The sequence below is a fragment of the Granulicella paludicola genome (assembly GCF_025685545.1).
Taxonomy (GTDB): Bacteria; Acidobacteriota; Terriglobia; order Terriglobales; family Acidobacteriaceae; genus Granulicella; species Granulicella paludicola.
On record NZ_JAGSYC010000020.1, the window covers coordinates 257,508 to 282,553 of the forward strand.

A 25,046-nucleotide genomic window follows, 5' to 3' on the forward strand; every position below is an offset into this window, starting at 1 on the left:
CAGCGTCGGCGCTGGTGCACAATCTAAAGCTATTGTCATTTCGGGAATAAATGAAGAGTCAAAACGCCCCGCGAGGTGAGTATGGTGTACTACTTTTGGGGTAGTGCCGGGATGAATCTAAACGGCGGCGAGTGCGTGCGTAGAAGAGCTGTGAGGATTCATCATCCTTTAGCAAAGGTCAAAGCTGGACGCGCTAGGCTAGATGTCGAAGACCCTGTACGCGAGAGCCGTGATGCCCTGTGAGGCGCGGATCAGCGAAGGGTGCTGATGGCAAGACTGGAGTGTTTACGAGTGAGTCAGTCGATCTTTTTGCTGGAAGACGATACGGACATCCGGCGGTTGGTGCAGTATCAGCTTGAGGGTGCAGGATATGCGGTGCGATCGTATCCGTCGCTGGGCACGATCGTGCAGGACGCGGAGCGGCAGCGGCCGTCGCTGTTTCTGTTGGACATTATGTTTCCGGGCGGCGATGGGCTGGACCTGTGCAAGCGGCTGCGGCAGAACCCGACGCTGGCGAGCGTGCCGATTATCTTTCTGACGGCGCGGGCAGCGGAGAACGATCGCGTGGCCGGGCTGGAACTGGGCGCGGACGATTACATTACGAAGCCATTTGCGATGCGCGAGCTGCTGGCGCGTGTGAAGGCTGTGCTGCGGCGGTTTGAGCGGCCGGAGGCACCTGGCACGACGGCGGTACTGTCGATCGAATCGCTGGAGATCGATGGCAACTCGATGCAGCTGCGGGTGCATGGCAAGCTGGTGACGACGACGGCGACAGAGTTCCGCCTGTTGGACTACCTGGCAAGGCATCCGGGGCGTGTGTTCAGCCGCGATCACCTGCTGGATGCGGTGTGGGGCGACGCTCGGTTTGTGACGCCGCGGAGTGTGGATGTGTATGTGCGTCGCATTCGCGAGAAGATCGAGGCCGACCCGGAGACGCCGCGGTTCCTGAAGACAATGCGCGGTGCGGGATATCGGTTTGATATTCCAAAGGGACGACCGGAGGATGCCGAGGCTGGTGAAGGTGGAGCGGTGGACGGCGGATCGACTGACGACAGCGCTGTGACCGAAGGTCTGGTCGAGTAGTCCCTCCGGGGCTGAAGCCCCTTGATTTTGGGCGGTCGGGAACGTCCGGGCTACAGCCCGGACCTATCCAGAAGCAAGAACAACAGCAAGTGCAGAAGCAGATTCCCTTCGGGAATGACAAAGGAAAGAGCAAGTTCAGCAGCAGATTCCCTTCGGGAATGACAAACAAAGTGCAGAAGCAAGTGCTCCTCCGACTTTGCTCAGGGGACTGACACATAAGATGTGGCGATGAGGGAGTTTCTGAGGCGGAGTCTGTTTCTGGCGTTGTTCTGGCGTGCGACGATCGCAGTGGCGGTCGTGGGCGTAGCGGTGCTGCTGCTGCCGAGGCCCTGGATGATGGTGCTGGCGGCGATGGCCGCGGCGATCTGGCTGGCGACGACGACGACGTATGCGCTGACCAACTCTCTGGAGAAGCTGGAGCCGATGGTGGTGGCCGCGTACGAACGCGACGAGCCATTGCCCGATCCTCCGTACCGGCAGATGGAAGGCACGGTCGATGCACTGAACTCGTTGAGTGCGGAGATGGCGCGGCGGCTGGCGGCGAGTGGGGAGAGTCGGCGCAAGCTGGAGGCGCTGCTGGATTCGATGCAGGACGCGGTGGTGAGCGTGGATGCGGCGGGACGGATCGTGTGGGCGAACCTGCCGATGCAGCGACTGATGGCGGAGTCGAGCGGCGCGGTACGGGCGGGGCATTCGCTGGTACAGACGATTCGAGCGCCTGAGGTGCTGAAGTGTGTGCAGGTGGCGCTGGAGCTAGGTGAACTGGCTGAAGAACGATCGGTGTCGCTGCCGTTCGGTCGGATCTTTGCGGTGAGCGCGAGCCCGATGCCGGAGGGCGGCGCGGTGGTTGTGATGCAGGACCGCACCCAGATCGAACAGGTAGAGCGGACGCAGCGGGAGTTTGTGGCGAATGTGAGCCATGAGCTGAGGACGCCGTTGACTTCGATCTCGGGTTATGTGGAGATGCTGATCGAAGACCCGCGGACGGCCGGCACGTTTACGCCGCAGGTGCTGGAGTTTCTGGAGGCGATCCAGAAGAGCGCGCGGCGTATGGGGCGGCTGACGGACGATCTGCTGGCGATGGCGCGGGTGGATAGCGGCGAGCAGAAGCTGCGGCCGAAGCCGGTGACGGCGGAGACCCTGATCGAAGAGGCGGAGATCGCGGTCGCGGGGTTTGTGCGTGAGAAGGGGGGAACGCTGGAGATAGATGAAGCTCCGGCGGCGACGGTGGTGGCGGATGTGGATGCAATCGTGCAGGTGATGAGCAACCTGGTGGAGAATGCTCTGAACTATGGGCGACGTGGGCCGGATGAGGCGCTGGTGCGGATTTCGGCGAATCGGCTGGATGGGTATGTGCGCTTCTGCGTGGAGGATTTTGGGCAGGGGATTGCGAGCGAGCATGTGGGGCGGCTGTTCGAGCGGTTCTACCGGGTGGATAAGGCGCGGTCGCGGGATTCTGGTGGGACCGGGTTGGGGCTGGCGATTGCGAAGCACATCGTAGAGTCGCATCGCGGCCAGATGTGGGTGGAGAGCGAGCTGGGCGTGGGGAGCCGGTTCTGCTTTACGCTGCCGCTGGCGGAGTAGGGCGGTTTGGCTGGGCTGAAGCCCCTTTTTTTGGGCGATCATGAGACCTGAGGCTGAAGCCTCGGGGTGCCTGAGTGTCGCGACTGGGAAGACGCGACACGAGAAATCCTGCGAACCCACGTCCCAGAAACGGGATATTGGGTAGCGGCTGACTATGCGGATGGCTAAATTTCCTGAATAAACTGCGGTTTTCAACGTGGGGATTGGATTTTCATCGTCCTTTCACGTGGCTGAACACGTGTGTTCACAGAGACGGTCGAAGCTGGAACACAACAGATAGACACGGCAAGACGAACGAATCTGCGGGCCGCAGGTATGGCCGAACAGGGAACGTTACGTCTTAGCCCTATCCGTGAAGAGGATTAATGAGAACTCTCAAGTTTGCTACTGCTGCTTTGGCCACCGCAGCTATCTTCAGCATGCCGAGTGCGCATGCTCAAGCGACGAAGTCCAATCCATGCACGACGGTTGTGAAGAAGCACCGCGGCAAGAAGGCCGAGAGCCCTTGCGATGATGTTCGCAAGATGCTCGCCGATCAGCAGGCGCAGATCGATGCGTTGAAGCAGCAGCTGGCGAACCAGCAGGCACCGACGGTGCCGCCGCCTCCGCCGGAGATCGACCCGATTGCTACGCCGCTGGCGCAGAAGGCTGAGTCCGATGCCCAGGCTGCAGAGGCGAGCTCGAGCAGTGCCGTTCAGACCGCACAGGCAGCCGATGTGAAGGCTACCGATGCGAACAAGAAGGTAGATGCGCTGCATGATGAGGTGTTCTCGCCTGCCGCTCTGCACTACAAGGGCATCAACATCACGCCGGGCGGTTTTGTGGCGTTCGAAGGTGTGTACCGTCAGCACTCGGTGAACTCGGACGTCAACACCCCGTTCAACAGCATTCCCTTCCCGAGCGCGACTGAAGGTCATGTGAGTGAGTTGAACTTTTCAGGTCGTCAGAGCCGTCTATCGGTACTGGCGCAGTCAAAGCCGACACCGAACCTTTCGCTTACGGGCTACTACGAGATGGACTTCCTGGGAACGGGTACGTCTTCGAACAACAACCAGTCGAACAGCTACGTTCTGCGTCAGCGCCAGATCTGGGGCCAGGCAGCGTTGGCAAGTGGCTTTACGGTGACGGGCGGCCAGATGTGGTCGCTGGTAACGGAAGATCGCAAGGGAACGGATGCTCGCACTGAGATCCAGCCGCAGACGATCGACTCACAGTACCTTGTGGGTTACAGCTGGGAGCGTCAGCCTGGCATCCGTGTGCAGCAGCGCTGGGGCGATCTGACGAAGAGCGCCTTCACCGTGGCTGTCGCTGCCGAGCAGGCGCAGATCACCAGCTTCACAGTGGCTTCGTCCGGCGCGCTTCCTGCGGATTATTTCTTCGGAGGCATCGGCCAGAACGGCGGTCTGTACAACGCAGCCGGTAACATCGGCGGTGGCAACACGGCCGGCACGGGCGGCATCACGACCTACGCGAACAACGTTGCTCCTGACGTCCTCGCGAAGGTTGCGTACGACGCTCCTGCCTTCCACATCGAGATCGGCGGCATCGCCCGCTTCATGCGCGATTACTACTTCCCGATCCTCAACTACAACACGACGACGGCTGCCTACACCTACGCTTCGAGCTACGTGAACAACACGAAGACGGCTGGCGGTGTGTTCGGTTCGGTTCGCGGTTACATTGCAAACAAGAAGGTTGAAGTTGCTTTGCAGGGTATGGCGGGTACGGGCACGGGCCGCTATGGTTCGTCGCAGCTGGCTGACGCAACGCTCCGCCCGGACGAGACTCTGGCTCCGATCAAGAACTACCACGGCCTTTACTCGACCGAGATCCATGTGACGCCGAAGTTCGACGTGTTCTTCTACGGCGGTGCAGAGTACGCTCAGCGCACGATTTACACGACGTCGTTTGGTACGACCATGGGCTACGCTCCTCGCAACCTGAGCAACGCCGGCTGCTACAACACGCCGACGGCGACGGGTGGCTCTTCGGGTACCGCAGGTTCGATTTCGGCAACGGGCACCTGTGCCGAGCCGACGCGTGCGATCTATGAAGCGATGGGTGGCATTCAGTGGCGTCCGATCAGCAGCCCCAAGTACGGCAAGCTGCAGTACTCGGCGACCTACAGCTACATCCAGCGCAACCTGTGGAGCAGCTCGGTAGCCAGCACGACGACGCCCAGCGGCCCGCGCGCGACCGAGCCGATGATTCACGTACAGATGCGCTACTACATCCCCTAAACTGCAGTTGAAGGAAGAACTGGGTGCGTCCTCCGAAGCTGGAGGGCGCATCCTAGCGAAGGTAGAAATTTAGTCTGGTACCACGACAGAAGCTGAAGGCATCTCCAGGAGTACGACTTATGACATTCAAGACGATTTCGTCCGCGGCACTGGCTGCGGTACTCGCAACGGCAGGCGTAATGACGGCCGGCGCTCAGCACATCACGGGCGCGGGCGCTTCGTTCCCCAACCCGATCTACTCGAAGTGGTTTGCCGAGTACAGCGCATCGCACCCCGGCGTGCAGATCAACTATCAGTCCGTGGGTTCGGGCGCTGGCATCCGCCAGGTGTCGGAGAAGACGGTTGACTTCGGCGCCAGCGACGGCCCGATGACCGATGAGCAGCTCGCAGCTTCCAAGCAGAAGCTGGTGCACATCCCGACGGTTCTGGGCGCAGTGGTCCCGGTGTACAACATTCCGGGTGCGGCGAAGGAGCTGCGCTTTTCGCCTGACGTGATTGCCGATATCTATCTCGGCAAGATCACCAAGTGGAACGATCCGCGCATTGTGAAGGACAACCCGGGCATCAGCCTGCCGGACCACGGCATTCTGCCTGTCTATCGTTCGGACGGATCGGGTACGACGTACATCTTCACGGATTATCTGTCGAAGGTGAGCCCTGACTTCCAGAAGAAGATCGGCAAGTCGACCTCGGTGAAGTGGCCGCTGGGTATCGGACAGAAGGGCAACGAAGGCGTTGCGGGCATGGTGCACAACAGCGCCTACTCGTTCGGCTACGTGGAGCTGATCTACGCGCTGCAGAACAAGATGGAGTACGGCTTTGTGAAGAACTCTTCGGGCAAGTGGCTGAAGGCTTCGGTTGAGGGTGTGACCGCTGCTGCCGCCGCAGACGCCAAGGGCATGCCTGCTGACTACCGCGTGTCTATCACGAACGCTCCGGGTAACGACTCGTACCCGATCGCTTCGTTTACATGGTTGTTGATTCCGCAGCACTTCGACGATGCCGCCAAGGGCAAGGTGATGGTCGATTTCCTGAACTGGATGCTGACCAAGGGTGAGGGCGAGGTTTCGGCCCTCAGCTATGCTCCGCTGCCGAAGGCCGTTGCGGCCAGCGTGGCGAAGACGATCAAGACGATCCAGTAGTAAGAAAAGCGAAGATGGGTCCGGGCTTGTATAGCCGGGCCTATACTTCGAGAGCGTCAAATCCGACCGTGATTTACGGTGTGTTAACACTCCTTTCATAAACTGACGGCCTACGCCTTCGAGCGGAACTATGAACGAACCGAACCTCATTTCGCTTCCGCCGACCCCTGTGGCGCAGTCTGTATCTCCGGAGAATCCGACCGGGGCACCGGATTTGCCGCCTCCGGCTCCCTCCGCGATCCGCAAGTTTCTCAACAGCAAGAGCTCAGGCCGGGTGCCGGATGGCGCTTTCCGTGGCCTGATGTTCGTGTGCGCGTTGAGCATCTTTCTGATCGTGCTGCTGATCCTCTTTGTGCTGATTTCGAGCTCGAAGCTGTCGATCCACACCTTTGGCTTCAAGTTCTTTACGGGCACAACGTGGGATCCCGTCTCGGGCGACTTCGGGGCGCTTCCGTTTATCTACGGCACGGTGGTGTCTTCGCTGCTCGCGGTGGCGATGGCGGTACCACTGGCGCTGCTGGTGGCGATCTTCCTGCTGGAGATCTGCCCGCAGTTTCTGCGCGGGCCGATCTCGTTCCTGACCGAATTGCTGGCGGCGATCCCCAGCGTGGTTTATGGCCTCTGGGGCGTGTTTGTGCTGGTGCCGATCATCCGCGACCAAGCTGGGCCGGTGCTGGAGAAGTACCTGGGCTGGACGGGTTTTTTTGTGGAGCCGAATTTTGGCGTGGGCATGTTTGCGGCCAGTGTGATTCTGGCGATCATGATCTTTCCGGTGATCAGCTCGATCAGCCGCGATGTGATGCGGGTGGTACCGCCGAGCCAGCGTGAGGCTGCACTGGCGCTAGGCGCGACACGCTGGGAGATGATCCGCATCAGCATCCTCCGGAACTCGCGGATTGGGATTGTGGGTTCGGTGATTCTGGGCCTTGGACGCGCGCTGGGCGAGACGCTGGCGGTGACGATGGTGATCGGTAACCATCCGGACATCATGAAGAACCTGTTCGCGCCCGCGTATACGCTTTCAAGCGTGATTGCGAATGAGTTTACCGAGGCGACGGGTGATCTATATCTGAGTGCGCTGATCGAGATTGGCCTGGCACTGTTCCTGGTGACGATTGTGGTGAATGCGATCGCGAGGCTGCTGGTGTGGGCTGTTACGCGGAATAACTCGGCGGTGGCGCACTAATGAATCCACTACTGGTTCGTTCTGAGAACACCGAGCGCATGTTGAATCTGCGGCGCAAGATCTCTAATCACCTGGTGACAGCTCTGGCGGTCGTGGCGACATTGGTTGTGCTGGTGCCGCTGATCGCTATTCTTGGGTACCTGCTTTACAAGGGCTTCAGCTCGCTGAACCTCGCGTTCTTTACGAAGCCGCCCGCGCCTGTGGGAGAAGAGGGTGGCGGTATGGCGAATGCCATCGTGGGCTCGGGCGTGATTCTTGCGCTGGCGAGTGCGATGGGGATTCCGCTGGGTATCGGCGCGGGTGTTTATCTGGCCGAGTATGGCCGCGGGACGTGGCTGGCAACGGCGATCCGGTTTACGGCCGATGTATTGAACGGTGTGCCTTCGATCGTGATGGGCATTGCGGCTTACTCGCTGATCGTGGCGAAGCAGCATCACTTCTCCGGCTTTGCAGGTGGCGTGGCGTTGGCGATCATGATGGTGCCGACGATTACGCGCACGACGGAAGAGATGCTGGGCACGGTGCCGCAGATGGTGCGCGAGGCTGCTCTGGGCCTAGGGATTCCGAAGTGGCGGACGGTGATTTCGATCAGCCTGCGGACGGCATCGCCGGGTATTATTACGGGCTGCATGCTGGCATTTGCGCGCGTGGCAGGTGAGACGGCTCCGCTGCTGTTTACGGCGCTGGGCAACCAGTTCTTTGGAGTGAATCTGAACCAGCCGATGGCGGCGCTGCCGCTGCAAATCTTTGCGTATGCGGTTTCTCCGTACGATGAGTGGCACAGGCTGGCATGGGCCGGCGCGCTGGTGCTGATTGTGATGATTATGGTTTCAGTGACGCTGGTCCGGATCTTCACAGCCCGCGGCGCACTCAAGGGAGGGCAGCACTAGTGGGAGTCGATATACGCGTTGAGAATCTGAACGCATGGTACGGAACGACGCAGTCGCTATGGGACATCAATCTGAACATCCCTGCGAATAAGGCGACGGCGTTGATCGGGCCTTCGGGCTGCGGCAAGAGTACCTTTGTTCGCTGCCTGAACCGCATGCATGAGACGAACCCGATCGCTCGCGCTGAGGGCGTGGTGCGGATGGGCGATATCGATATCTACAAGGACGCGTCGCCGGTGGAGATTCGCCGCCGCATCGGGATGGTATTCCAGCGGCCGAATCCGTTTCCGACGATGTCGATCTATGACAACGTGGCGAGCGGATTGAAGTTGAATGGCTTTCGTAAGAAGCGCGTGCTGGATGAAGTGGTGGAGAAGTCGCTGAAGTCTGCCGCGCTGTGGGAAGAGGTTAAGGACTCGCTGCATAAGAAGTCGGGTGCGAGTTTGTCGGGTGGTCAGCAGCAGCGTCTATGTATTGCGCGCGCGCTGGCGGTCGATCCTGAGGTGCTGTTGATGGATGAACCAGCGAGTGCACTGGATCCGGTATCGACGGCGAAGATCGAAGACCTTATATTCAAGCTGAAGAGCCAGTACACGATCGTGATTGTGACGCATAACATGCAGCAGGCGGCGCGTGTGGCTGAGAATACGGGCTTCTTTTTAACGGGCAAGTTGGTAGAGTTCGCTCCGACGACGAAGATCTTTACGAACCCCTCGGACAAGCGGACGGAAGACTACATCACAGGGAGGTTCGGATGACACGCATACGTTTTCAGCAGAGCCTGGACGAGTTGAAGGAACGGCTGCTGGTGATGGCCGGACTGGTGGAGCAGGCGATCCAGCGAGCGACGGAGAGCTACTCGTCGCGCGATCAAAGTTTGTGTGAGCTGGTGCTGATGTCCGAGCCTGCGATCAATCGCATGGAGCGTGAGATCGATGGGCTGGCGCTCGACTTGTTGGCTATGGAGCAGCCGATGGCGGTGGACCTGCGGTTCATCATTGCGGTGATTCGGATCAATGCCGATCTGGAGCGCGTTGGTGACCAGGCGGTGAACATTGCAGGGCGGGTGCAGGAGCTGGGCAAGCAGCCGAATGTCGATCTGCCGGTGGATATTCCGAAGCTGGCGCAGCTGGCGGGCGCGATGGTGCGCAAGGCGCTGCAGGCGTTCATTGAAGGCGATGCCGAGATGGCGCAGTCGGTGTTGAAGCTGGATGACCAAGTGGACGATATGAACCGCGATGCGTTCCGGGCATTGGCGAACCTGATCAAGGAGAAGCCGGACCTGACGCCGCAGGCGCTGAATGCGCTGATCATTTCTCGCAACCTGGAGCGCGTGGGCGATCATGCGACCAACATCGCAGAGGATGTGATCTTCTGGGTGAAGGGTGCGGATGTGCGGCACCATGCCGAGCAGGATGTTTAGAGGCAGGGATTAGGGATTAGAAAACAGCGACGCCGAGCCTTTAGGGCTCGGCGTCGCTGCGTGCGCTAACGATTCACCAGAGGAAGACTTTCATCTTTGATCTCGAAGCGGCCAGGAAAGAAGCAACGTTCGTGAAGCTGTAGATCGCGTAGAGAAAGATGTACGCATATACGAAGCGGAGGACGCCGCGAGCGAAGGGAGACCAGAGGGCGATCGCGGTGTCTGCGGGAAGAACGCTTTCTGAACGAGGTTCGGAAGCCAAGGTTGGCCTTTCGCGAAGCAGGAGTTTGGGGACAGGTGTCTGGCGTGAGTGTCGGGAGAAAAATCTCACGACGCTGCCGGTCCTGCAGATTCGAGTTTCGCTGAGCAGTCCTATTTCTCAGCGCGGATTCTGGCTACGCGGCGATTGACTTCTTCGTCGACCTTGGTGATGTTCTGGTTGCGCATTTGGCCTTTGTGGACGCGGAGGGTGCCACCCACAAAGACACTTTCGAGATCGCGTTCACCGGTGATGAAGACGAGCGAGGCGTAGGGATCTGTGACGGGGCCAAAGCGGGATGGATCGATGATGAGGAAGTCGGCGAGTTTGCCGGGTTCGAGGGAGCCTAGCTTGTCGGCGACGTTGAGGACGTCGGCGCTGCCGAGGGTGTGCAGGCGAAGGACGTCGTACGGGCTCATGATGGTGGCGGACTCGTATTTGTCGCGGATGGCGTAGAGGCCGGTGCGCATGTTCTCGAAGGGGTCGGCGAGATCGGCGGAGGCTTCGCCGTCGACACCCATGCCGACGCGGATGCCGTCCCTGAGGTAGGCGGGGATATCGGCGACGCCGCTGGCTAGGCGACCGTTGGAGAGCGGGTTCCAGCTCATGGCGGTGTGGGCCCTGCCGCTGGCGGCGAGGATCTCGGGCGTGGTGTGAATGAAGTGGCCCCAGATGAGATCGTGCGAGAGCAGGCCGCTGTCGGTGAACCAGTTGAACTTGGCCTGCTCCTCTTTGGCGGACTCGGGTGGTTCGAGGTAGTGCGACTGGTTGGCGAGGTGAAACTCGTCCATGAGGGCTTTATCGAGATAGGCCTGACGTTCGGTGTTCGAGAAGGCTGCGTAGCCGCTGATCATGGTGCTGAGGTACTGGCCGCTGCCCTTGTGTGTGGACTGCTGCTGCGCGTAGTCGAGGAAGGCCTTGAGCGGGATGCGGGCCTGCGTGGCGGTGTAGGCAGGTGTGACGCCTTCGGGGGTGGCCTTGCCTGCGTCGAAGCCGTGAACGAAACGGATCCCGGAGTCTTCTTCAGCCTGGAAGGCGTAGCCGTTGCAGGAGTGAGCGACGTTGGTGGCGAGCGAGCAGGCCGCTGCACTACCGTAGTTGAAGCTGTAGGCTGCGGTGATGCCGTGCTGCAGGTGGTCGAGCGCGCCGGCCAGGGTGAACCAGTAGAAGTCTTCGGGCTGGGCTTTGTCGCCGCTGTCGCGGTAGACGGCGTCAAGCCAGCCGGTGAGGGTGCTGTCGGCGGCAAGACCGCGGAAAGCTGCCTGCCAGAGATGCGAGTGGGCAGAGAGGAAGCCGGGGATGATCCAGTGACCGTGGGCGTCGAGCACCTGCTGCGCTTGCAGATTAGCTGGCGGAGCGCCAACGGCGACGGTGAGGATCTTACCGTCGGCGGCGATGAGCATATAGCCGAGAAAGGGTTTCTTTTGCTCGGGCGCCATGGTGAGGAGTAAGGCGTTTTCGACGAGGAGCTTTGGCTGCCAATTAGGTGCGGGCTGCGCGTGAAGGGAGGGCAGGAGCGCTGCGGCGACGGTGAGCGATCGCAGGGTTCTGAAGACCTTGTGGGGGTTCATGCGCTATTGTCGCGTGGATGCAGGAAGGGGGCAAGCCTGCGGTGGCTGATGTAAGCTTTGCGTATGCAAAGGACGAAGACCGCAGAGAAGACTTCCGTGGCGAAGGGTGCCGACGTGAAGGCGAAGGCAGCGAAGGCGAGCAAGACGAAGACCGCGAAGACCTACGCGGCTCCGGCGCTGGAGAAAGGGTTGGATGTGCTGGAGCTGCTGGCGCATCAGCCTGCGGGGCTGACCAAGAGCCAGCTGGCACGCGAGTTGAACCGCACGGTTTCGGAGATCTTTCGGATGCTGGTGTGCCTTGAGGAGCGCGGGTACATCGCGCAGCTTTCGGAGGACAGGTACTCGCTGACGCTGAAGCTATTTCAGCTGGTGCAGGAGCATCCCCCGACGGAGCGGCTGCTGGTGGAGGCGTTGCCGGTGATGCATCACCTGGCACATGTGACGAAGCAGTCTTGCCACCTGGGTGTGCTGGAGCTGGGGAATGTGGCGATTCTGGCGCAGGTAAATCCGCCGACACGGATCGGCTTCTATGTGAAGCTGGGATCGACGGTGGACATTATGGATGCGGCCAGCGGCTATGTGATCCTTGCGCATCAGCCGCCGGAGCAGCTGGAACGGATCCTTGCGGAGTGGGAGCGCGAGACGGGGCGAACGCAGCCGAGCGATTTGCAGACCCATCTGAACAAGATTCGGAAGCAGGGATTTGAGAAGCGGCCGAGCTACCTGGTGAAGGGCGTGGTGAACATCAGCTATCCGATTGTGAACGAGCGCGGATGGGCGATTGGTGCGCTGACGATTCCGCATATTGAATACACTGACTCGGAGATCACGATGGCGATGGTGATGGGTGAGCTGGAGAAGGCGGCTGCTGAAATTTCGGGGAAGCTCGGTGGGAGTTCGCTGGGTAAGAAGCGGTAGGTTTCGGCAAGAAGCAGTCAGGGGCGCAAAGATACGTACGGTATCGCTGCGCCCCTGATGTTTTGTGGAAGAGCTTAGTCGACGGCTACGGTCTTGTTGCGGAGGGTGCCGATGCGTTCGATTTCGATGACTATCTCTTCGTTGGGTTTGAGCCAGCGCTGCGGCGTGCGGCCGAGGCCGACGCCTGGAGGCGTGCCGGTGCTGATGATGTCGCCGGCCTCGAGCGGAAGGATGCTGGAGATGTACTCGATGAGCTGCGGGATGCGGAAGATGAGATCGCGGGTGTTGGCGTCCTGCATGACTTCGCCTGCGAGTGTAAGTTTGATTCCGAGGTTGTGCGGGTCGGGGACTTCGTCTTTGGTGACGATGGCGGGGCCGATGGGAGTGAAGGTGGGGAAGCTCTTGCCGAGGTTCCACTGCGAAGTGGCGAGCTGCACGCCGCGCGCGCTGACATCGTTGAGGATTGTGTAGCCGAAGACGTACTCTTCCCAATCTTTCGCGGCGATTCGGTGACCGGGCTTGCCGATGACGACGGCGAGTTCGGCTTCGTAGTCGGGCTGCGTGGCGTTTGGCGGCAGCTGCACGTCTTCGTCGGGGCCACAGATGGAGGAGGAGAGTTTGAGGAACACTGTGGGGACTTCCTGCACCTTCATCTTGGACTCGACAGCGTGCTCGACATAGTTGAGGCCGATGCCGAAGATGCGCGGAGGATGGAGCAGGGGCGCACGGAGCTTCACGTCTGCGAGCGGGACGGATGTGGTCTCGAGCTCGGGATGAGCTTCACCGCTACGGATGAAGGTGAGGACAACGTCGTCTTCAGTGCCGCGGATGGGACGGATGTGATCGCCTTGCAGAAGACCGCTGCGGCGTGTGCCTTCGGCGGTGCGATAGGTGACGAACTTCATGGGAGTCTCCGAACGTGTTCGTGTGGCTGAGGGTTATTATTTCCAGACTTCGCCATCGGGGAAGCTGTAGCGTTCGAGCGATTCGGCAAGGATTTCGCCGCTGTAGCCCGCTGCCTGCGGCACCATGTAGTGCCCACGCTTTATGGTAACGGGTGCGACGAAGTGCTCGTGGAGGTGGTCAACATACTCGATGACACGGTCCTCGAGCGCTCCGGAGACGCAGAGGAAATCGAAGATGGAGAGATGCTGCACGTACTCGCAGAGGCCGACGCCGCCAGCGTGCGGGCAGACGGGGACGCCGAACTTGTAGGCCATGAGAATGATGGCTAGATTTTCGTGGATGCCTGCGACGCGGCAACTGTCGATCTGGCAGACATCGATGGCGCCGGCCTGCAGCAGCTGTTTGAACATGACGGCGTTGTGGCAGTGCTCGCCGGTGGCTATGCGGGTGGGAGCAGCTTCGCGGCGGATGCGCGCGTGGCCGAGGATGTCGTCGGGGCTGGTGGGTTCTTCCATCCACCAGGGCTTGAGCTCAGCGAGCTGCAGGGTGCGCTCGATGGCTTGGACGACTCCCCACTTCTGGTTGGCGTCGACCATCAATCGGTTGTCCCAGCCGATGACTTCGCGGACGATGCGACCTCGGCGAAGGTCGTCTTCGGCATCGCCGCCGACCTTGAGCTTGAAGTGCGTCCAGCCATCGGCGAGGCCTTCGCGGCAGAGCTGACGGATCTTATCGTCGCTGAAGCCGAACCAGCCAGCGGAGGTGGTGTAGGCAGGGTAGCCGGTTTGCTCGATTTGAGCGAGGCGCTCGGCTTTGCCTGCCTGCTTGTCGCGCAGGATGGTAAGAGCTTCGTCGCGGGTGAGTGCGTCGGAGATGTAGCGGAAGTCGATGATGGCGACTATCTGCTCGGGTGTCATGTCGGTGAGCAGCTTCCAGACGGGCTTGCCTTCGGACTTGGCGTAGAGGTCCCAGACGGCGTTGAGCAGTGCGGCGCAGGCGAGATGGATGACGCCTTTTTCAGGGCCGAGCCAGCGGAACTGGGTGTCTCCGGTGACCTGTAAATAGAAGCCGCTGAGGTCGCTGGTGATGGAATCCAGGGTGCGACCCTGGACGTTGGCGGCTAGGTACTTCAGTGCAGCGACGACGAGGTCGGTACCGCGGCCGAGAGTGAAGGTGAGGCCATGGCCGGAGAGATCGCTGTCGGTTTCGAGGATGCAGTAGGCAGCCGAGTAGTCGGGGTCTTTGTTGACGGCGTCGGAGCCGATCTGTTCGCGAGAAGTGGGAAAGCGTAGGTCGATGACGCGAACGTTCGTGATGGTGATGGAGGGCACAAGCATCCTTACGAGGTCTCAGTGATCTGCGCGCTCTGGAGAGAGAAGAGGAGGTTAGGGCGCGTGAATCTATCAAGTATAGGAGTCATGAGATTTTTTCGTCAATGAAACGTTCGTTGCATGGGAGAATCTTGAGGAGATGTAATTCGGCTGCGTTTGACACACGTCTGCGCGGTGGCTAGAACCAAGGGTGTTGATTTGAGTGGGGCCGGTCGGACGTTTGCGCCGGCGGGAGGAGGATACAAGTGTTTCGACTTGACGGGAAGAGGGCAGTGATCACGGGAGCGGGCAGCGGGATTGGGCTGGCGACGGCAGAGTTGTTTGCGGCGAATGGGGCCCAGGTCGTGGCGGTGGACCTGAACGCTGAGGCGGTGGCTGCGACGGCATCGAAGCTGGGTGGAGTCGGATTCAGCTGCGATGTATCGGACGAGGCGAGTGTAGCCGAGTGCTTTGCGCAGATTGGTGGGCCGATTGATGTGCTGGTGAACTGTGCCGGCATTGCGCATGTGGGCAACCTGCGTTCGACGACTCCGGAGGATCTCGACAGGCTTTATGCTGTGAATGTGCGTGGGACATACCTGTGCATGAAGGCGGCGATTGAGCCGATGGTCGCTGTGGGAAGTGGCGTGATTCTAAATCTGGCGTCGATTGCTGCGACTGCAGGTCTGACGGATCGGTTCGCGTATTCGATGACGAAGGGCGCTGTGCTGGCGATGACGCTTTCGGTGGCGAAGGATTATCTGGCTGCGGGTGTGCGGTGTAATTGCGTGTCTCCGGCGCGGGTGCATACGCCGTTCGTGGATGGCTTTGTGGCGAAGAATTATCCGGGACGCGAGGCGGAGAAGCTGGCGGAGTTGGGTAAGTCGCAGCCGATTGGACGCATGGGCAAGCCGAGCGAGATTGCTGCACTGGCGCTGTACCTGTGCTCGGATGAGGCTTCGTTTATCACGGGTTGCGATTATCCCATCGACGGCGGGTTCTTCAACCTGCGATAGTTTCAGGCGGGAGACATTACCGTGGACATCGCAACTCTGCAATCCAGATTCAACATGCCGAAGCTGCTGACCTTCGAGGAGCAGAACGGCTTGATCCGCGCGATGGTGCATACTCCGGAGGCGACGGCGACGATCTACCTGCAGGGAGCGCACCTGGCGGCGTGGGAACCTGCGGGCGAAGGACCGGTCATCTTCCTGAGCAGCAAGACGGACCTTGCGCAGGGGAAGCCGATTCGTGGCGGCGTGCCGGTGGTGTTTCCGTGGTTCGCGAACGACAGCAAGAAGGACCGCATCGATGGGCATCCAGGGCCGGCGCATGGTTTTGCGCGGGTGCAGGAGTGGTCGCTGGATAAGGTGGAGTCGCGCGGGCACGAGCTAAGGCTTGAACTCACTCTGGGGCCGACGGCGATGAGCCGGTCGATGGGGTACGACGCGTTTCTGCTGACGATGGAGTTCGTGATCGGCAAGGCGCTGACGATGTCGATGACGGTGAAGAACACCGGCGGAGCGGCTCTGATGTTCGAGGACGCTTTCCATACGTACTACAAGATCGCTGACATTCATGAAGTGGCGGTCCGCGGGCTAGAGGCGACCTCGTTCATCGACAAGACGGATGACTTCAAGGTGAAGCCCGCCGAGGGTAAGCCGGTGCGGTTCACCAAGAAGGAAGACCGCGTGTACAACGGAACGACTTCGGACTGCGTGATTGACGATGTGGCCGGTCGGCGGCGCATCAGGCTGCACAAGAGTGGTTCGAATACGACGGTGGTGTGGAATAACTTTGCGGCGATGCCGGACCTCGGCGAGTGGGACTGGCACGAGTATGTGGCGGTGGAGACGGCGAATGCGGGGCGCGACGCGGTGACGCTCGCTGCAGGAGCGAGCGCCACGATGGTGGCGCATTCGACGGTGGAGAAGCTGGGTTAAGCTTTTGGTGCGTAGTCTTCGCGGTATGGAGTGAAGATGTCGAGGACCTCGGAGGCTTCGTGGGCGGAGGCCTGGTGCTCGACGTTGCCGAGAACGATGAAGCTTTCGCCGGCGCGGACGAGGAACTTGCCGCCAGGGTGTTCGAACTCGATGAGGCCGCTGAGGACAAAGACCATCTGCTCGTGAGGATGGCTGTGGCGGGTGCCGCTCCAGCCTTTTTCCATGCGATGCCGAACGAGCATGAGGTTTTCGGTGTAGCTCATGAGCTGGCGGCGAAGGCCGGGCTCGGGAGTGGTCATGCCTTCATCCTGCGAGGCGATGAGGGGGGTGACTTCAAGGGACATGGCGCGGGGCTCCTGGGGATGCTTCTTCGCCATTCTATCGGCCTGGGGTCAGGGGGCGGAATTGAGTCGTTCCCGTTTTGCTTCCAAGCCTCGAAATCCTGTTATGAGTGCCGTGAAATGCGGCTGGCGTGGGGTCCGATATGAAATTTTAGCCGGAGTGACAACTAAATTGCTTTGAAGGGTGGCGCGATGTAGTACGAAGACCGTATTATTTCGAGCGTCAAAGGAGACTTATGATCACTCGACGTGAATTGGTACAGGGCGCTGCAGTTGGCGGGGCAGCGATGGCGATGGGATCGGCGAAGAGCTATGCGCAGATTATGGGTGCCAACGACCGTTTGAACTTCGCGGTGATCGGGTTGAACAGCCGAGCGTATGCACACCTTTCGGCGCTTAAGGCGAACAAGGCGAATGCGCGCATTTCGCATGTGGTGGATGTGGAGTCGAACATCCTGGCGAAGTTTGCGGCGGCGACTGAAAAGGAGATGGGCGAGGCTCCAAAGACAGATCGCGACTTCCGGAATGTGCTGCAGATGAAGGATGTGGACGCGATTACGATTGCGACTCCCGACCACTGGCATGCTCCGATGGCGATTGCAGGCGTGCAGGCAGGCAAGCATGTGTACGTGGAGAAGCCGTGCAGCCACAACCCGGCGGAGGGTGCGCTGCTGGTGGCAGTGCAGAAGAAGTACGGCAAGCTGGTGCAGATGGGCAGCCAGCAGCGGTCTAGCCCGCACACGATCGAGATGAAGAAGAAGATCGATGACGGGCTGATCGGCGATCCGTACTTTGGGAAGACATGGTATTCGAACACGCGTAAATCGATTGGACATGGCAAGCCTGCTCCGGTGCCGGCGACGCTGGATTGGGATCTTTGGCAGGGACCGGCCCCGCGACAGGCCTACACAGACAACGTGCAGCCGTATAACTGGCACTGGTTCCGCAAGTGGGGCACGGGCGAGACGCTGAACAATGGCACGCATGAAGTGGATGTGGCTCGTTATCTGATGGGTGTGGAGTTTCCGGAGCGCGTGACGTCTTCGGGTGGTCGCTATGCGTATAAGGATGACTGGCAGTTCTACGACACGCTGGTGACGAGCTTTACGTATCCGGAGGCGAACGGCAAGCCGGGCCGGATGATCAGCTGGGATTGCCGTTGCTGCAACGGCGAACGCTACTACGACCGCGATCGCGGTGCGGCGATCACGGGTACGACGGGGTCGGTGGTGATCGATCGCGGCGGGTACGAGGTCTATGACCTCAAGGGCAAGAAGGTCGACTCATACAGCGTGGGCAAGGCTGCGGCTTCGGACGATTTGATGGGTCGCGATTCGATGACCGATGCTCACTTCCGCAACTTCATTGCAGGTATTCAGAAGGGCGAGAAGCTGAACCAGCCAATCTCTTCGGGCAATGTGGCGGTGACGATGCTGCAGCTATCCAACATCGCCTACTTTGTGAACCGCGAGTTGAAGCTGGACCAGACTGATGGCAAGATTCAGGGCGATCCCGAGGCGATGAAGCAATGGGGCCGCGAGTACGAAAAGGGCTGGGCGCCGCATCTCTAGGAATTAGGGAAAAGGGATTAGGAAAAGTAGCGAGGAGAGTGCGATGAGCTTTGGAATGGATCGGCGTGGGTTTTTGAAGGGCGGCGCTCTGGCCGCAGGCGCGGTGATGAGCGCACCGTTGGCAATGGCGCAGCTGCCGACAGAGCATCTGCCGAGCGAGACGGGGAAGCCTTTGCCGATCAAACTTGGCTTGGCGAGCTACACGTTTCGGGAGTTCGACCGCGCGAAGATGATCGGTTGGATGAAGCAGCTTCACCTGACGGACCTGAACTGCAAGGACGTGAAGGACCATCTGCCGATGGACCCGACGCAGGAAGATGCGGCGATCGCAGACTATAAGGCGAATGGCATCAAGCTTCATGCTGCGGGGACGCTGTACTTCCCGAAGGATGAGGACGACGACATTCGCAGCAAGTTCGAGTACTGCAAGCGCGCGGGGATCAAGGTGATTGTGGCTGGCGATCCTGAGGCGAAGACGCTTCCGCGTATTGAGAAGTTCGTGAAGGAGTACGACATCAAGTTCGCGATCCATAACCATGGGCCGGAGGACAAGATCTGGCACTCGCCGATGGATGTGCTGAAGGTGATGAAGGGCATGGATCCGCGCATGGGTTGTTGCATTGACATAGGTCACTGCATGCGGTCGGGCACTGATGTGGTGAAGGCGATTCACGAAGTGGGACCACGACTGTTCAACCTGCATACGAAGGACCTTTCGGACTATACAACGCGCGATAGCCAGGTTGCGGTGGGCGAGGGACGGATGCCGATTCGCGAGATCTTCGAGGCGCTGATTGCGGTGAAGTATGACGGGTATGTCGATCTGGAGTATGAGGTCCATGGCGATGATCCGATGCCGGGAGTGATTGAGAGCTTTGCGTATATGCGCGGTGTGTTGACCGGGCTGGGGTATCACGGGAATTTGCTGTAGGGCTTAGGGTCGCTGGTCGACAAGCAGATTCCCTGCGGGAATGACAAACCGAGAGATTTGAGGCAAGCAAATGTTTGAGCTGGATCGGCGGATGTTTTTGCGTGGAGTGGGAGCGGCAGGGCTGGTTTCACTAGCCGGTGAGGCCGGAGCGATTGGGCCGAATGGCTCGCATATCGTGCATGAGGTTGTGGCTGCGGAACAGGAAGAGAAGCCGCAATATTCGGTGAAGTTTGCGGTGTGCGGCATGAGCCACGACCACATCTACGGCATGATCGAGGCCGTGAGGAGTGGAGGCGGTGTGCTGGTTGCGGCTTGGGCGGGTGAGCCCGACAAGCTGGCGAACTTTAAGAAGCGTTTTCCGGATGTGAAGATTGCTGCGACGCAGGACGAGATCATCAACGATAAGTCGATCCAGTTGGTGCTGAGCTCACAGATCGCGAACGAACGCGCGCCGCTGGGTATTCGCGTGATGAAGAGCGGCAAGGATTTCCTGAGCGACAAACCAGGCATTACAGACCTGGAGCAGCTGGCGGCGGTACGTAAGACGGTTGCGGAGACGAAACGGATCTACGCGATCATGTACAGCGAACTGCTGGAGGTGAAGGCGGCCGTGAAAGCGCTGGAGCTGGTGCAAGCTGGAGCGATCGGCAGGGTGATCCAGACGATCAACATCGCGCCGCACCAGATTGTGCAGGGCGGCGGTGGCGATGCGGGTGGCAGCGGCGGACGACCGGCGTGGTTCTGGAACCCCGAGCAGGCAGGCGGGATCCTGACGGATATCGGATCGCACCAGGTGTACCAGTTCCTGCGGTTTACGGGCTCTACCGAGGCGGAGGTGGCTGAGTCGCAGGTGTCGAACATCAACCATCCACAGCATCCGACGTTTATGGACTTTGGCGACATGGTGTTGCGCGGTAATAAGGGATTTGGGTATGTCCGGCTGGACTGGTTTACGCCACACGGGCTCGGAACATGGGGCGATGGGCGTCTGTTCGTACTGGGCACGGAGGGGTACATCGAAGTGCGCAAGTACACGAACGTGGCCGTGAGCAAGCAGGGCAACAACCTGTTCATCGTGGACCAAAAGGAGTCGCGGTATATTGACTGCAATAATGTGGCTCTACCGTTCGGGCGACAGTTTGTTGCGGACATCGTGAACCGCACGCATACGGCACAGGACCAGACGGAGTGCTTGCTGGCGGCGGAGCTGGTGGTGCGTGCGCAAAAGGATGCGAAGAGGGTGAAGCTCTCTGCGTAAAGTTGCTGCGCGATAATAACGTCACGAGGGTTTCTTTGTGAGCGTGAATCGACGGAAGTTCATTTTTGGCTCTGCGGCTGCTTCGGCAGCCGCAGTTGCGCATGCGGCTGTGGCGACGTCTGCGATGGGTGAAGCGCCGGCGAAGAAGAAGCAGCCGAACATCATTTTGTATCTGGCGGACCAGTGGCGGTGGGACTTCCTCGGCACCGGCAATGCGAGTGTGCATACGCCGAACCTGGATGCGCTGGCAAAGCGTGGGAAGAATTTTACGCAGACGGTATGCAATCAACCGGTGTGCGGGCCTTCTCGTTCGGTGCTGATGACGAGCCGGTATGCGACGGAGACGGGCGTGTGGCATAACGGTGTCGGGCTGAACAAGAGTCTGCCGACGCTGGCAGGTGAGCTGCGTAAGGCGGGGTACACGTCGAACCTGATCGGCAAGTGGCATCTGGCGATTGAGGCCGAGAAGGATGGCGGTGGGCCGGGGTTTGTGAAGCTCGAGGACCGCGGCGGCTTCGACGATCTATGGGAGGGCGCAAATGCGCTGGAGCATACCTCGCATCCGTATGAGGGCACGATCTGGGACCGCGATGGTAAAGAGATTACGTATAAGGACCAGTACCGTGTGGATTTTCTGACGGACCGTGCGGAGCGGTTTCTGCGGCAGAAGCAGGAGAAGCCGTTCTTCCTGTTTATCTCGCAGCTGGAGCCACATCAGCAGAATGATATGGGTTCGCCGATCGCTCCAAAGGGAGCTGCGGCGCGGTTTTTGAATGCGAAGGTGCCGGATGATCTGAAGGCGCTACCGGGGACGTGGCAGGCGCAGCTGCCGGATTACTACGGCTGCATCGAGGCGATCGATCAGTCGGTGGGGCGGGTGCTGAAGGTGCTCGAGGAAGAGAAGCTGGCGGAGGACACGATCTTCGTGTTCTTGAGCGACCACGGCTGCCACTTTATGACACGGAATAAGGAGTACAAGCGGAGCACGCACAACAGCTCGATTCGCGTGCCGCTGATTGTGGATGGGCCCGGGTTCCGGGGCACGCAGCAGGTGCCGGAGCTGATGGGGTTGATTGATGTGGCTCCGACGCTGCTGGAGGCTGCGGGTGTGCCGGTGCCGACCTCGTGGAAGGGGCACAGCGTGATGCCTCTGCTGAATGATGCGAAGGCCCGAGAGAGCTGGCCGAACGTGCAGTTTATTCAAATCAGCGAATCAATGACGGGGCGGGCGATTCGCACGCCGGAGTGGACGTACTGCGTGGTGGATAACACCGGAAATACGAAGGAAGCCGCTGCAGCGGTGTATCACGAGTACCAGATGTACGATCAGCGGGCCGATCCGAATGAGCTCGTGAATCTGGCGGGGCGCGAGGAGTATCGCGCGAAGGCTCGGGAGCTTAGGGAGCAACTAAAGAAGATGATCGTGGCGGCAGGGGAGCCGGAGCCGGAGATCGTCGAGGCGAAGCTGTATCCCTAGAAAGGGGAATAGAAAAGGTGGGCGCATAAAAGTGTCCCTCTCCTTAGCGGGGAGAGGGACATTGGAGGTCTAGCGATAACTTTGTGCTGGACTAGAGCACTCTTTGACTTTAGAGGGGATGTTGTTTGAGGGCATCCATCGAAAGGTTGAATTTGGGACGTTCGGTTGGCGCAGAGTGGGGTCTCGCGACGATACTGGACGAACGATGCCCTGCTTTTTTCCCCGAGTTCGATGCCTGTTGCTTGCGATGGTGTGTGCGGGGGGAATGTCTGCTACATGGGGTCAGGCACTATCGGCGAATACGGATCCGCTGGATTTGCGGTATTTGAGCCATCAGAGCTGGTCGACCGAACAAGGGTTGCCGCAGAGCAGCGTTCACGGCATCGCGCAGACGAAGGATGGGTTCGTGTGGGCTGCGACCGAGGGTGGGCTGGCGCGGTTCGATGGAGTGAACTTCACAGCGTTCGGTCACGCAGAGCAGCAAGCCTTCAAGAGCGATGATCTTTGCTGCCTGCTGGCGCGGGAGGCTGGGCTCTGGGTAGGGTCGTCGAATGGATTGGTGCGCAGGCAGGGAGACAAGTTTCAGCGGTATGGCGTGGCCGAAGGGCTGGCGTCGGAGTTTGTGCTGTCGTTGAGCGACGGGCCGCGGGGGCTCATGGTCGAGACGACGGGAGGGTGGTCGCGATGGGATGGGGCGAAGTTTGTTGCGGCGCAGAACCTAGAGCCTGCGTGGAAGGTGGTCGATGGCCAGCTTTCTGTGCGGGGTGTGGCGAGGACATGGAAGCTAGGGGAAGAGTTACCAGCCGGGCGGGTGACGGCTGTAGAGGTGGATCGTGAGGGCTCAGTCTGGGTCGGGATGAGCAAAGGTCTCGTGATTGCCGATCGGGAAAGTGGGGCGGTGAAGAGTGTCGACGCGCTGAAGGGCAGCGGCGTTTTGAGCGTGATGGAGGATGCGGAGGGGAACCACTGGGTCGGCACGGAGACGACGGGGCTGCACGTACTGCGGCGACTCAAGTTTCGCAGTGAGGGGGCATTGGCGGGGACGCCGGTGACCGTGGTGGTGCAGGCGTCGGATGGTGCGATGTGGGTGGGATCTCGGGATGATGGATTGCGGCGGCTGCGGAACGGTGTATGGGACGAGCCAGCCAAAGCGCTGACGAGCCAGGTTGTGTTAAGTATGGTGCCATCAGAGGCAGGCGGGGTGTGGGTGGGAACTCCGGATGGCTTGAACCTGGTACGGAGCGATGGCAATGTGCAGAGGATTACTTCGGCGGAGGGGCTGCCGGATGAGACGATTCGATCGCTGGCTGTGGCTCCCGATGGTTCGGTGTGGGCGGGTACGCGGCGCGGGCTAGTGCATCTGCGCGTGGATGCAGCAGGCAGGGTGAGTGTAAAGACGCTGACAAGTATGGACGGTCTGGGGGGAGACCTGATCGGAACGATGCTGATGGCCCGCGGTGCGAACGGTGGGTTATGGGTGGCTACCTCGCAGGGGGTGAGCCATATAGCGCAGGACGGGACGATCGCGAGCTACACAGCGAAGGATGGATTGGGCGACGGAATTGTGAAGGCCATCGCTCAAGGGAATCGGGGTGGCATCTGGGTGGTGACAGAGGCTAACCTGCTGAGTCGTTTTGAGGACAACGGATTTGTGCGCGCGTTGCAGTTAGAGGATCGCGAGAACAAAGTCGAGGCGATGGTTTCGGATGGTAGAGGTTCGCTGTGGCTGCGGATGGATCGTGGGGTGAAGCAGATTCTGTTGTCCGAGATGCGCCCCTGCGTGGCGAACGCTGTGTGCATTGCGAAGGCGGATGCGGATGGGCTGGCGGATGGAATGCCCAACAGCGAAGTCGTGCCGGAGGGAACATCGCAGCCATGGCTGACGACCAGCGGTGAGCTATGGTTTCCGACTCGCGGTGGCGTGGCGGTGGCGGATACCCTGCATCTGCCGTTGAATAGGGTGCCGCCGCCGGTGGCGATCGAGCGATTCTTGATTGATGATGTGGCGCAGCCGCTGACGGACGGTTTGATCGAAGTGAAGGCAGGAAGATCGCGGCTGACGTTAGAGTATGCGGGGTTGAGCTTTGTCGCTCCGGGTGAAGTGCGGTACCGGTTCATGCTGGAAGGTTTCGATGATCACTGGACCGACGCTGGTGTGCGCCGGGTGGCAACGTATACAAATTTGCCGCCAGGTAAGTACAGGTTTCGAGTGATTGCGATGAACGACGATGGTGTCTGGAGCACCGAGGGTGCCACGTTGAGTCTGCGTGTGGTGCCTCCGTTCTGGCGTCGCTGGTGGTTTGTGGCGATTTTTGTATTGCTGGTGGGCGCCTTACTCGCTGGGCTTTATCTGCTGCGGCTGAGGAGGTTGCGGCAGCAGTTCGATGCGGTGCTGGCGGAGAGAAACCGGATGGCACGGGAGATCCATGACACGTTGACGCAGGATTTTGTGGGGACGTCCTTGCAGCTCGACCTGCTGGCAGCGCATTTGAAGAGCGGCAGGATTGAGACGGCGATTGAAGACGTGAGGCGGACGCGGCTGCTGGTGACTGAGGGACTGGAGGAGGCTCGGCGAAGCATCTGGGAGCTTCGAGCGAACCAGGCTGGCGATACCCTTCCGACGCGAATGAGCAATCTCGTAGATCGCGACAGGTTTGCTGCGATCTCGCCTCAGTTAAAGGTAGGCGGAGCGTATCGTGTGCTGGAGGCGAGGGTAGAACGCGAGGTACTGCGGATCACACAGGAGGCGATGGCGAATGCTCTGCAACATGCGCAGGCCTCGCATTGCTGGGTGGAGTTGCAGTATGCGAGCGATGCCCTTGTGCTGACGGTGCGGGATAACGGTGTGGGATTCAGCGAAGAGGTTGCGGCGCGCAAGGATGGGCATTTCGGACTGGTCGGGATGCGAGAACGAGCGTCGTCGATTGGTGGCACACTGGATATCGCAAGCGAGCCGGGTGCTGGAACGACAGTGAATTTGCGGGTCCCCCTGGATGCGGGGACGAGGTAGACG

Annotated in this window: 20 protein-coding genes; 16 read left to right on the forward strand and 4 right to left on the reverse strand. The window is 60.1% G+C overall.

Annotation, left to right across the window (positions count from 1 at the left end; genetic code table 11):
* Positions 1-291: 291 nt before the first annotated feature.
* The 8 genes from OHL14_RS04290 to phoU all read left to right on the forward strand — a co-directional run bounded on the left by OHL14_RS04290 (position 292) and on the right by phoU (position 9,548).
* Positions 292-1,083 carry a winged helix-turn-helix domain-containing protein gene (locus OHL14_RS04290; protein ID WP_263378083.1) on the forward strand — a complete coding sequence of 264 codons (792 nt, stop codon included), beginning with the start codon at positions 292-294 and terminating at the stop codon, positions 1,081-1,083.
* A gap of 228 nt (positions 1,084-1,311) precedes the next feature.
* Positions 1,312-2,667: a sensor histidine kinase gene (locus tag OHL14_RS04295; protein WP_263378084.1), complete on the forward strand. Its 1,356-nt coding sequence runs from the start codon at positions 1,312-1,314 to the stop codon at positions 2,665-2,667.
* Positions 2,668-3,032: 365 nt separating this feature from the next.
* The gene (locus OHL14_RS04300) at positions 3,033-4,907 is read left to right on the forward strand and encodes a hypothetical protein (protein WP_263378085.1); all 1,875 of its coding nucleotides are present in this window, start codon (positions 3,033-3,035) and stop codon (positions 4,905-4,907) included.
* Between the two features lie 119 nt (positions 4,908-5,026).
* Complete coding sequence (gene pstS / locus OHL14_RS04305; RefSeq protein ID WP_263378086.1) at positions 5,027-6,049, forward strand: phosphate ABC transporter substrate-binding protein PstS; 1,023 nt, start codon at positions 5,027-5,029, stop codon at positions 6,047-6,049.
* Between the two features lie 130 nt (positions 6,050-6,179).
* A complete protein-coding gene (gene pstC, locus OHL14_RS04310; RefSeq protein ID WP_263378087.1) occupies positions 6,180-7,235 on the forward strand; it encodes a phosphate ABC transporter permease subunit PstC in 1,056 nt (351 codons plus the stop codon).
* A complete protein-coding gene (gene pstA / locus OHL14_RS04315) occupies positions 7,235-8,125 on the forward strand; it encodes a phosphate ABC transporter permease PstA (protein ID WP_263378088.1) in 891 nt (296 codons plus the stop codon). Before pstC ends, pstA begins: the two co-directional genes overlap by 1 nt.
* Entirely contained in the window at positions 8,125-8,883 is a 759-nt protein-coding gene (pstB, locus tag OHL14_RS04320; RefSeq protein WP_263378089.1) for a phosphate ABC transporter ATP-binding protein PstB, read from the forward strand. Before pstA ends, pstB begins: the two co-directional genes overlap by 1 nt.
* Positions 8,880-9,548 carry a phosphate signaling complex protein PhoU gene (phoU, locus tag OHL14_RS04325; RefSeq protein WP_263378090.1) on the forward strand — a complete coding sequence of 223 codons (669 nt, stop codon included), beginning with the start codon at positions 8,880-8,882 and terminating at the stop codon, positions 9,546-9,548. The genes pstB and phoU overlap by 4 nt, the downstream gene beginning before the upstream one ends.
* A gap of 372 nt (positions 9,549-9,920) precedes the next feature.
* Here phoU and OHL14_RS04330 read toward each other — a convergent pair whose 3' ends face one another.
* The gene (locus OHL14_RS04330; RefSeq protein WP_263378091.1) at positions 9,921-11,378 is read right to left on the reverse strand and encodes an amidohydrolase family protein; all 1,458 of its coding nucleotides are present in this window, start codon (positions 11,376-11,378) and stop codon (positions 9,921-9,923) included.
* Positions 11,379-11,441: 63 nt separating this feature from the next.
* Between OHL14_RS04330 and OHL14_RS04335 the strand changes: the two genes are divergently transcribed.
* The gene (locus tag OHL14_RS04335) at positions 11,442-12,296 is read left to right on the forward strand and encodes an IclR family transcriptional regulator (protein ID WP_263378092.1); all 855 of its coding nucleotides are present in this window, start codon (positions 11,442-11,444) and stop codon (positions 12,294-12,296) included.
* 74 nt (positions 12,297-12,370) lie between these two features.
* Here the strand turns inward: OHL14_RS04335 and OHL14_RS04340 are convergent, their stop codons facing one another.
* Both OHL14_RS04340 and OHL14_RS04345 read right to left on the reverse strand, forming a co-directional pair.
* Positions 12,371-13,201 (reverse strand): fumarylacetoacetate hydrolase family protein, encoded by an 831-nt coding sequence (locus OHL14_RS04340; protein WP_263378093.1) that lies wholly within the window; start codon positions 13,199-13,201, stop codon positions 12,371-12,373.
* 36 nt (positions 13,202-13,237) lie between these two features.
* Positions 13,238-14,539, reverse strand: a complete 1,302-nt coding sequence (locus tag OHL14_RS04345; RefSeq protein WP_317890392.1) for an L-fuconate dehydratase — start codon at positions 14,537-14,539, stop codon at positions 13,238-13,240.
* A gap of 239 nt (positions 14,540-14,778) precedes the next feature.
* Between OHL14_RS04345 and OHL14_RS04350 the strand changes: the two genes are divergently transcribed.
* Complete coding sequence (locus OHL14_RS04350; RefSeq protein ID WP_263378095.1) at positions 14,779-15,528, forward strand: SDR family NAD(P)-dependent oxidoreductase; 750 nt, start codon at positions 14,779-14,781, stop codon at positions 15,526-15,528.
* Positions 15,529-15,549: 21 nt separating this feature from the next.
* Positions 15,550-16,455 (forward strand): D-hexose-6-phosphate mutarotase, encoded by a 906-nt coding sequence (locus OHL14_RS04355; protein WP_263378096.1) that lies wholly within the window; start codon positions 15,550-15,552, stop codon positions 16,453-16,455.
* On the opposite strand, the gene OHL14_RS04360 is transcribed toward OHL14_RS04355, so the two are convergent.
* Complete coding sequence (locus OHL14_RS04360) at positions 16,452-16,799, reverse strand: cupin domain-containing protein (protein ID WP_263378097.1); 348 nt, start codon at positions 16,797-16,799, stop codon at positions 16,452-16,454. The genes OHL14_RS04355 and OHL14_RS04360 overlap by 4 nt on opposite strands.
* Positions 16,800-17,032: 233 nt before the next feature.
* Here OHL14_RS04360 and OHL14_RS04365 point away from each other — a divergent pair, with 233 nt between their 5' ends.
* From OHL14_RS04365 to OHL14_RS04385, 5 genes are all read left to right on the forward strand, one after another.
* Positions 17,033-18,367, forward strand: coding sequence for a Gfo/Idh/MocA family protein (locus tag OHL14_RS04365; protein WP_263378098.1), 1,335 nt, complete (start codon positions 17,033-17,035; stop codon positions 18,365-18,367).
* Positions 18,368-18,410: 43 nt separating this feature from the next.
* Complete coding sequence (locus OHL14_RS04370; protein ID WP_263378099.1) at positions 18,411-19,298, forward strand: TIM barrel protein; 888 nt, start codon at positions 18,411-18,413, stop codon at positions 19,296-19,298.
* Positions 19,299-19,389: 91 nt separating this feature from the next.
* A complete protein-coding gene (locus tag OHL14_RS04375) occupies positions 19,390-20,556 on the forward strand; it encodes a Gfo/Idh/MocA family protein (RefSeq protein ID WP_263378100.1) in 1,167 nt (388 codons plus the stop codon).
* 43 nt (positions 20,557-20,599) lie between these two features.
* A complete protein-coding gene (locus OHL14_RS04380; RefSeq protein ID WP_263378101.1) occupies positions 20,600-22,033 on the forward strand; it encodes a sulfatase-like hydrolase/transferase in 1,434 nt (477 codons plus the stop codon).
* A 265-nt stretch (positions 22,034-22,298) separates the two neighbouring features.
* The gene (locus tag OHL14_RS04385) at positions 22,299-25,043 is read left to right on the forward strand and encodes a sensor histidine kinase (RefSeq protein WP_263378102.1); all 2,745 of its coding nucleotides are present in this window, start codon (positions 22,299-22,301) and stop codon (positions 25,041-25,043) included.
* Positions 25,044-25,046: the final 3 nt, after the last annotated feature.

Excerpts from the sequence above, each read along its gene's own strand:
- OHL14_RS04295 (WP_263378084.1), top strand. The coding sequence starts at position 1,312 with ATGAGGGAGTTTCTGAGGCGGAGTCTGTTTCTGGCGTTGTTCTGGCGT.
- OHL14_RS04300 (WP_263378085.1), top strand. The coding sequence starts at position 3,033 with ATGAGAACTCTCAAGTTTGCTACTGCTGCTTTGGCCACCGCAGCTATC.
- pstS (WP_263378086.1), top strand. The coding sequence starts at position 5,027 with ATGACATTCAAGACGATTTCGTCCGCGGCACTGGCTGCGGTACTCGCA.
- pstC (WP_263378087.1), top strand. The coding sequence starts at position 6,180 with ATGAACGAACCGAACCTCATTTCGCTTCCGCCGACCCCTGTGGCGCAG.
- pstA (WP_263378088.1), top strand. The coding sequence starts at position 7,235 with ATGAATCCACTACTGGTTCGTTCTGAGAACACCGAGCGCATGTTGAAT.
- phoU (WP_263378090.1), top strand. The coding sequence starts at position 8,880 with ATGACACGCATACGTTTTCAGCAGAGCCTGGACGAGTTGAAGGAACGG.
- OHL14_RS04330 (WP_263378091.1), bottom strand. The coding sequence starts at position 11,378 with ATGAACCCCCACAAGGTCTTCAGAACCCTGCGATCGCTCACCGTCGCC.
- OHL14_RS04335 (WP_263378092.1), top strand. The coding sequence starts at position 11,442 with ATGCAAAGGACGAAGACCGCAGAGAAGACTTCCGTGGCGAAGGGTGCC.
- OHL14_RS04340 (WP_263378093.1), bottom strand. The coding sequence starts at position 13,201 with ATGAAGTTCGTCACCTATCGCACCGCCGAAGGCACACGCCGCAGCGGT.
- OHL14_RS04345 (WP_317890392.1), bottom strand. The coding sequence starts at position 14,539 with ATGCTTGTGCCCTCCATCACCATCACGAACGTTCGCGTCATCGACCTA.
- OHL14_RS04360 (WP_263378097.1), bottom strand. The coding sequence starts at position 16,799 with ATGTCCCTTGAAGTCACCCCCCTCATCGCCTCGCAGGATGAAGGCATG.
- OHL14_RS04365 (WP_263378098.1), top strand. The coding sequence starts at position 17,033 with ATGATCACTCGACGTGAATTGGTACAGGGCGCTGCAGTTGGCGGGGCA.
- OHL14_RS04370 (WP_263378099.1), top strand. The coding sequence starts at position 18,411 with ATGAGCTTTGGAATGGATCGGCGTGGGTTTTTGAAGGGCGGCGCTCTG.
- OHL14_RS04375 (WP_263378100.1), top strand. The coding sequence starts at position 19,390 with ATGTTTTTGCGTGGAGTGGGAGCGGCAGGGCTGGTTTCACTAGCCGGT.
- OHL14_RS04385 (WP_263378102.1), top strand. The coding sequence starts at position 22,299 with ATGTCTGCTACATGGGGTCAGGCACTATCGGCGAATACGGATCCGCTG.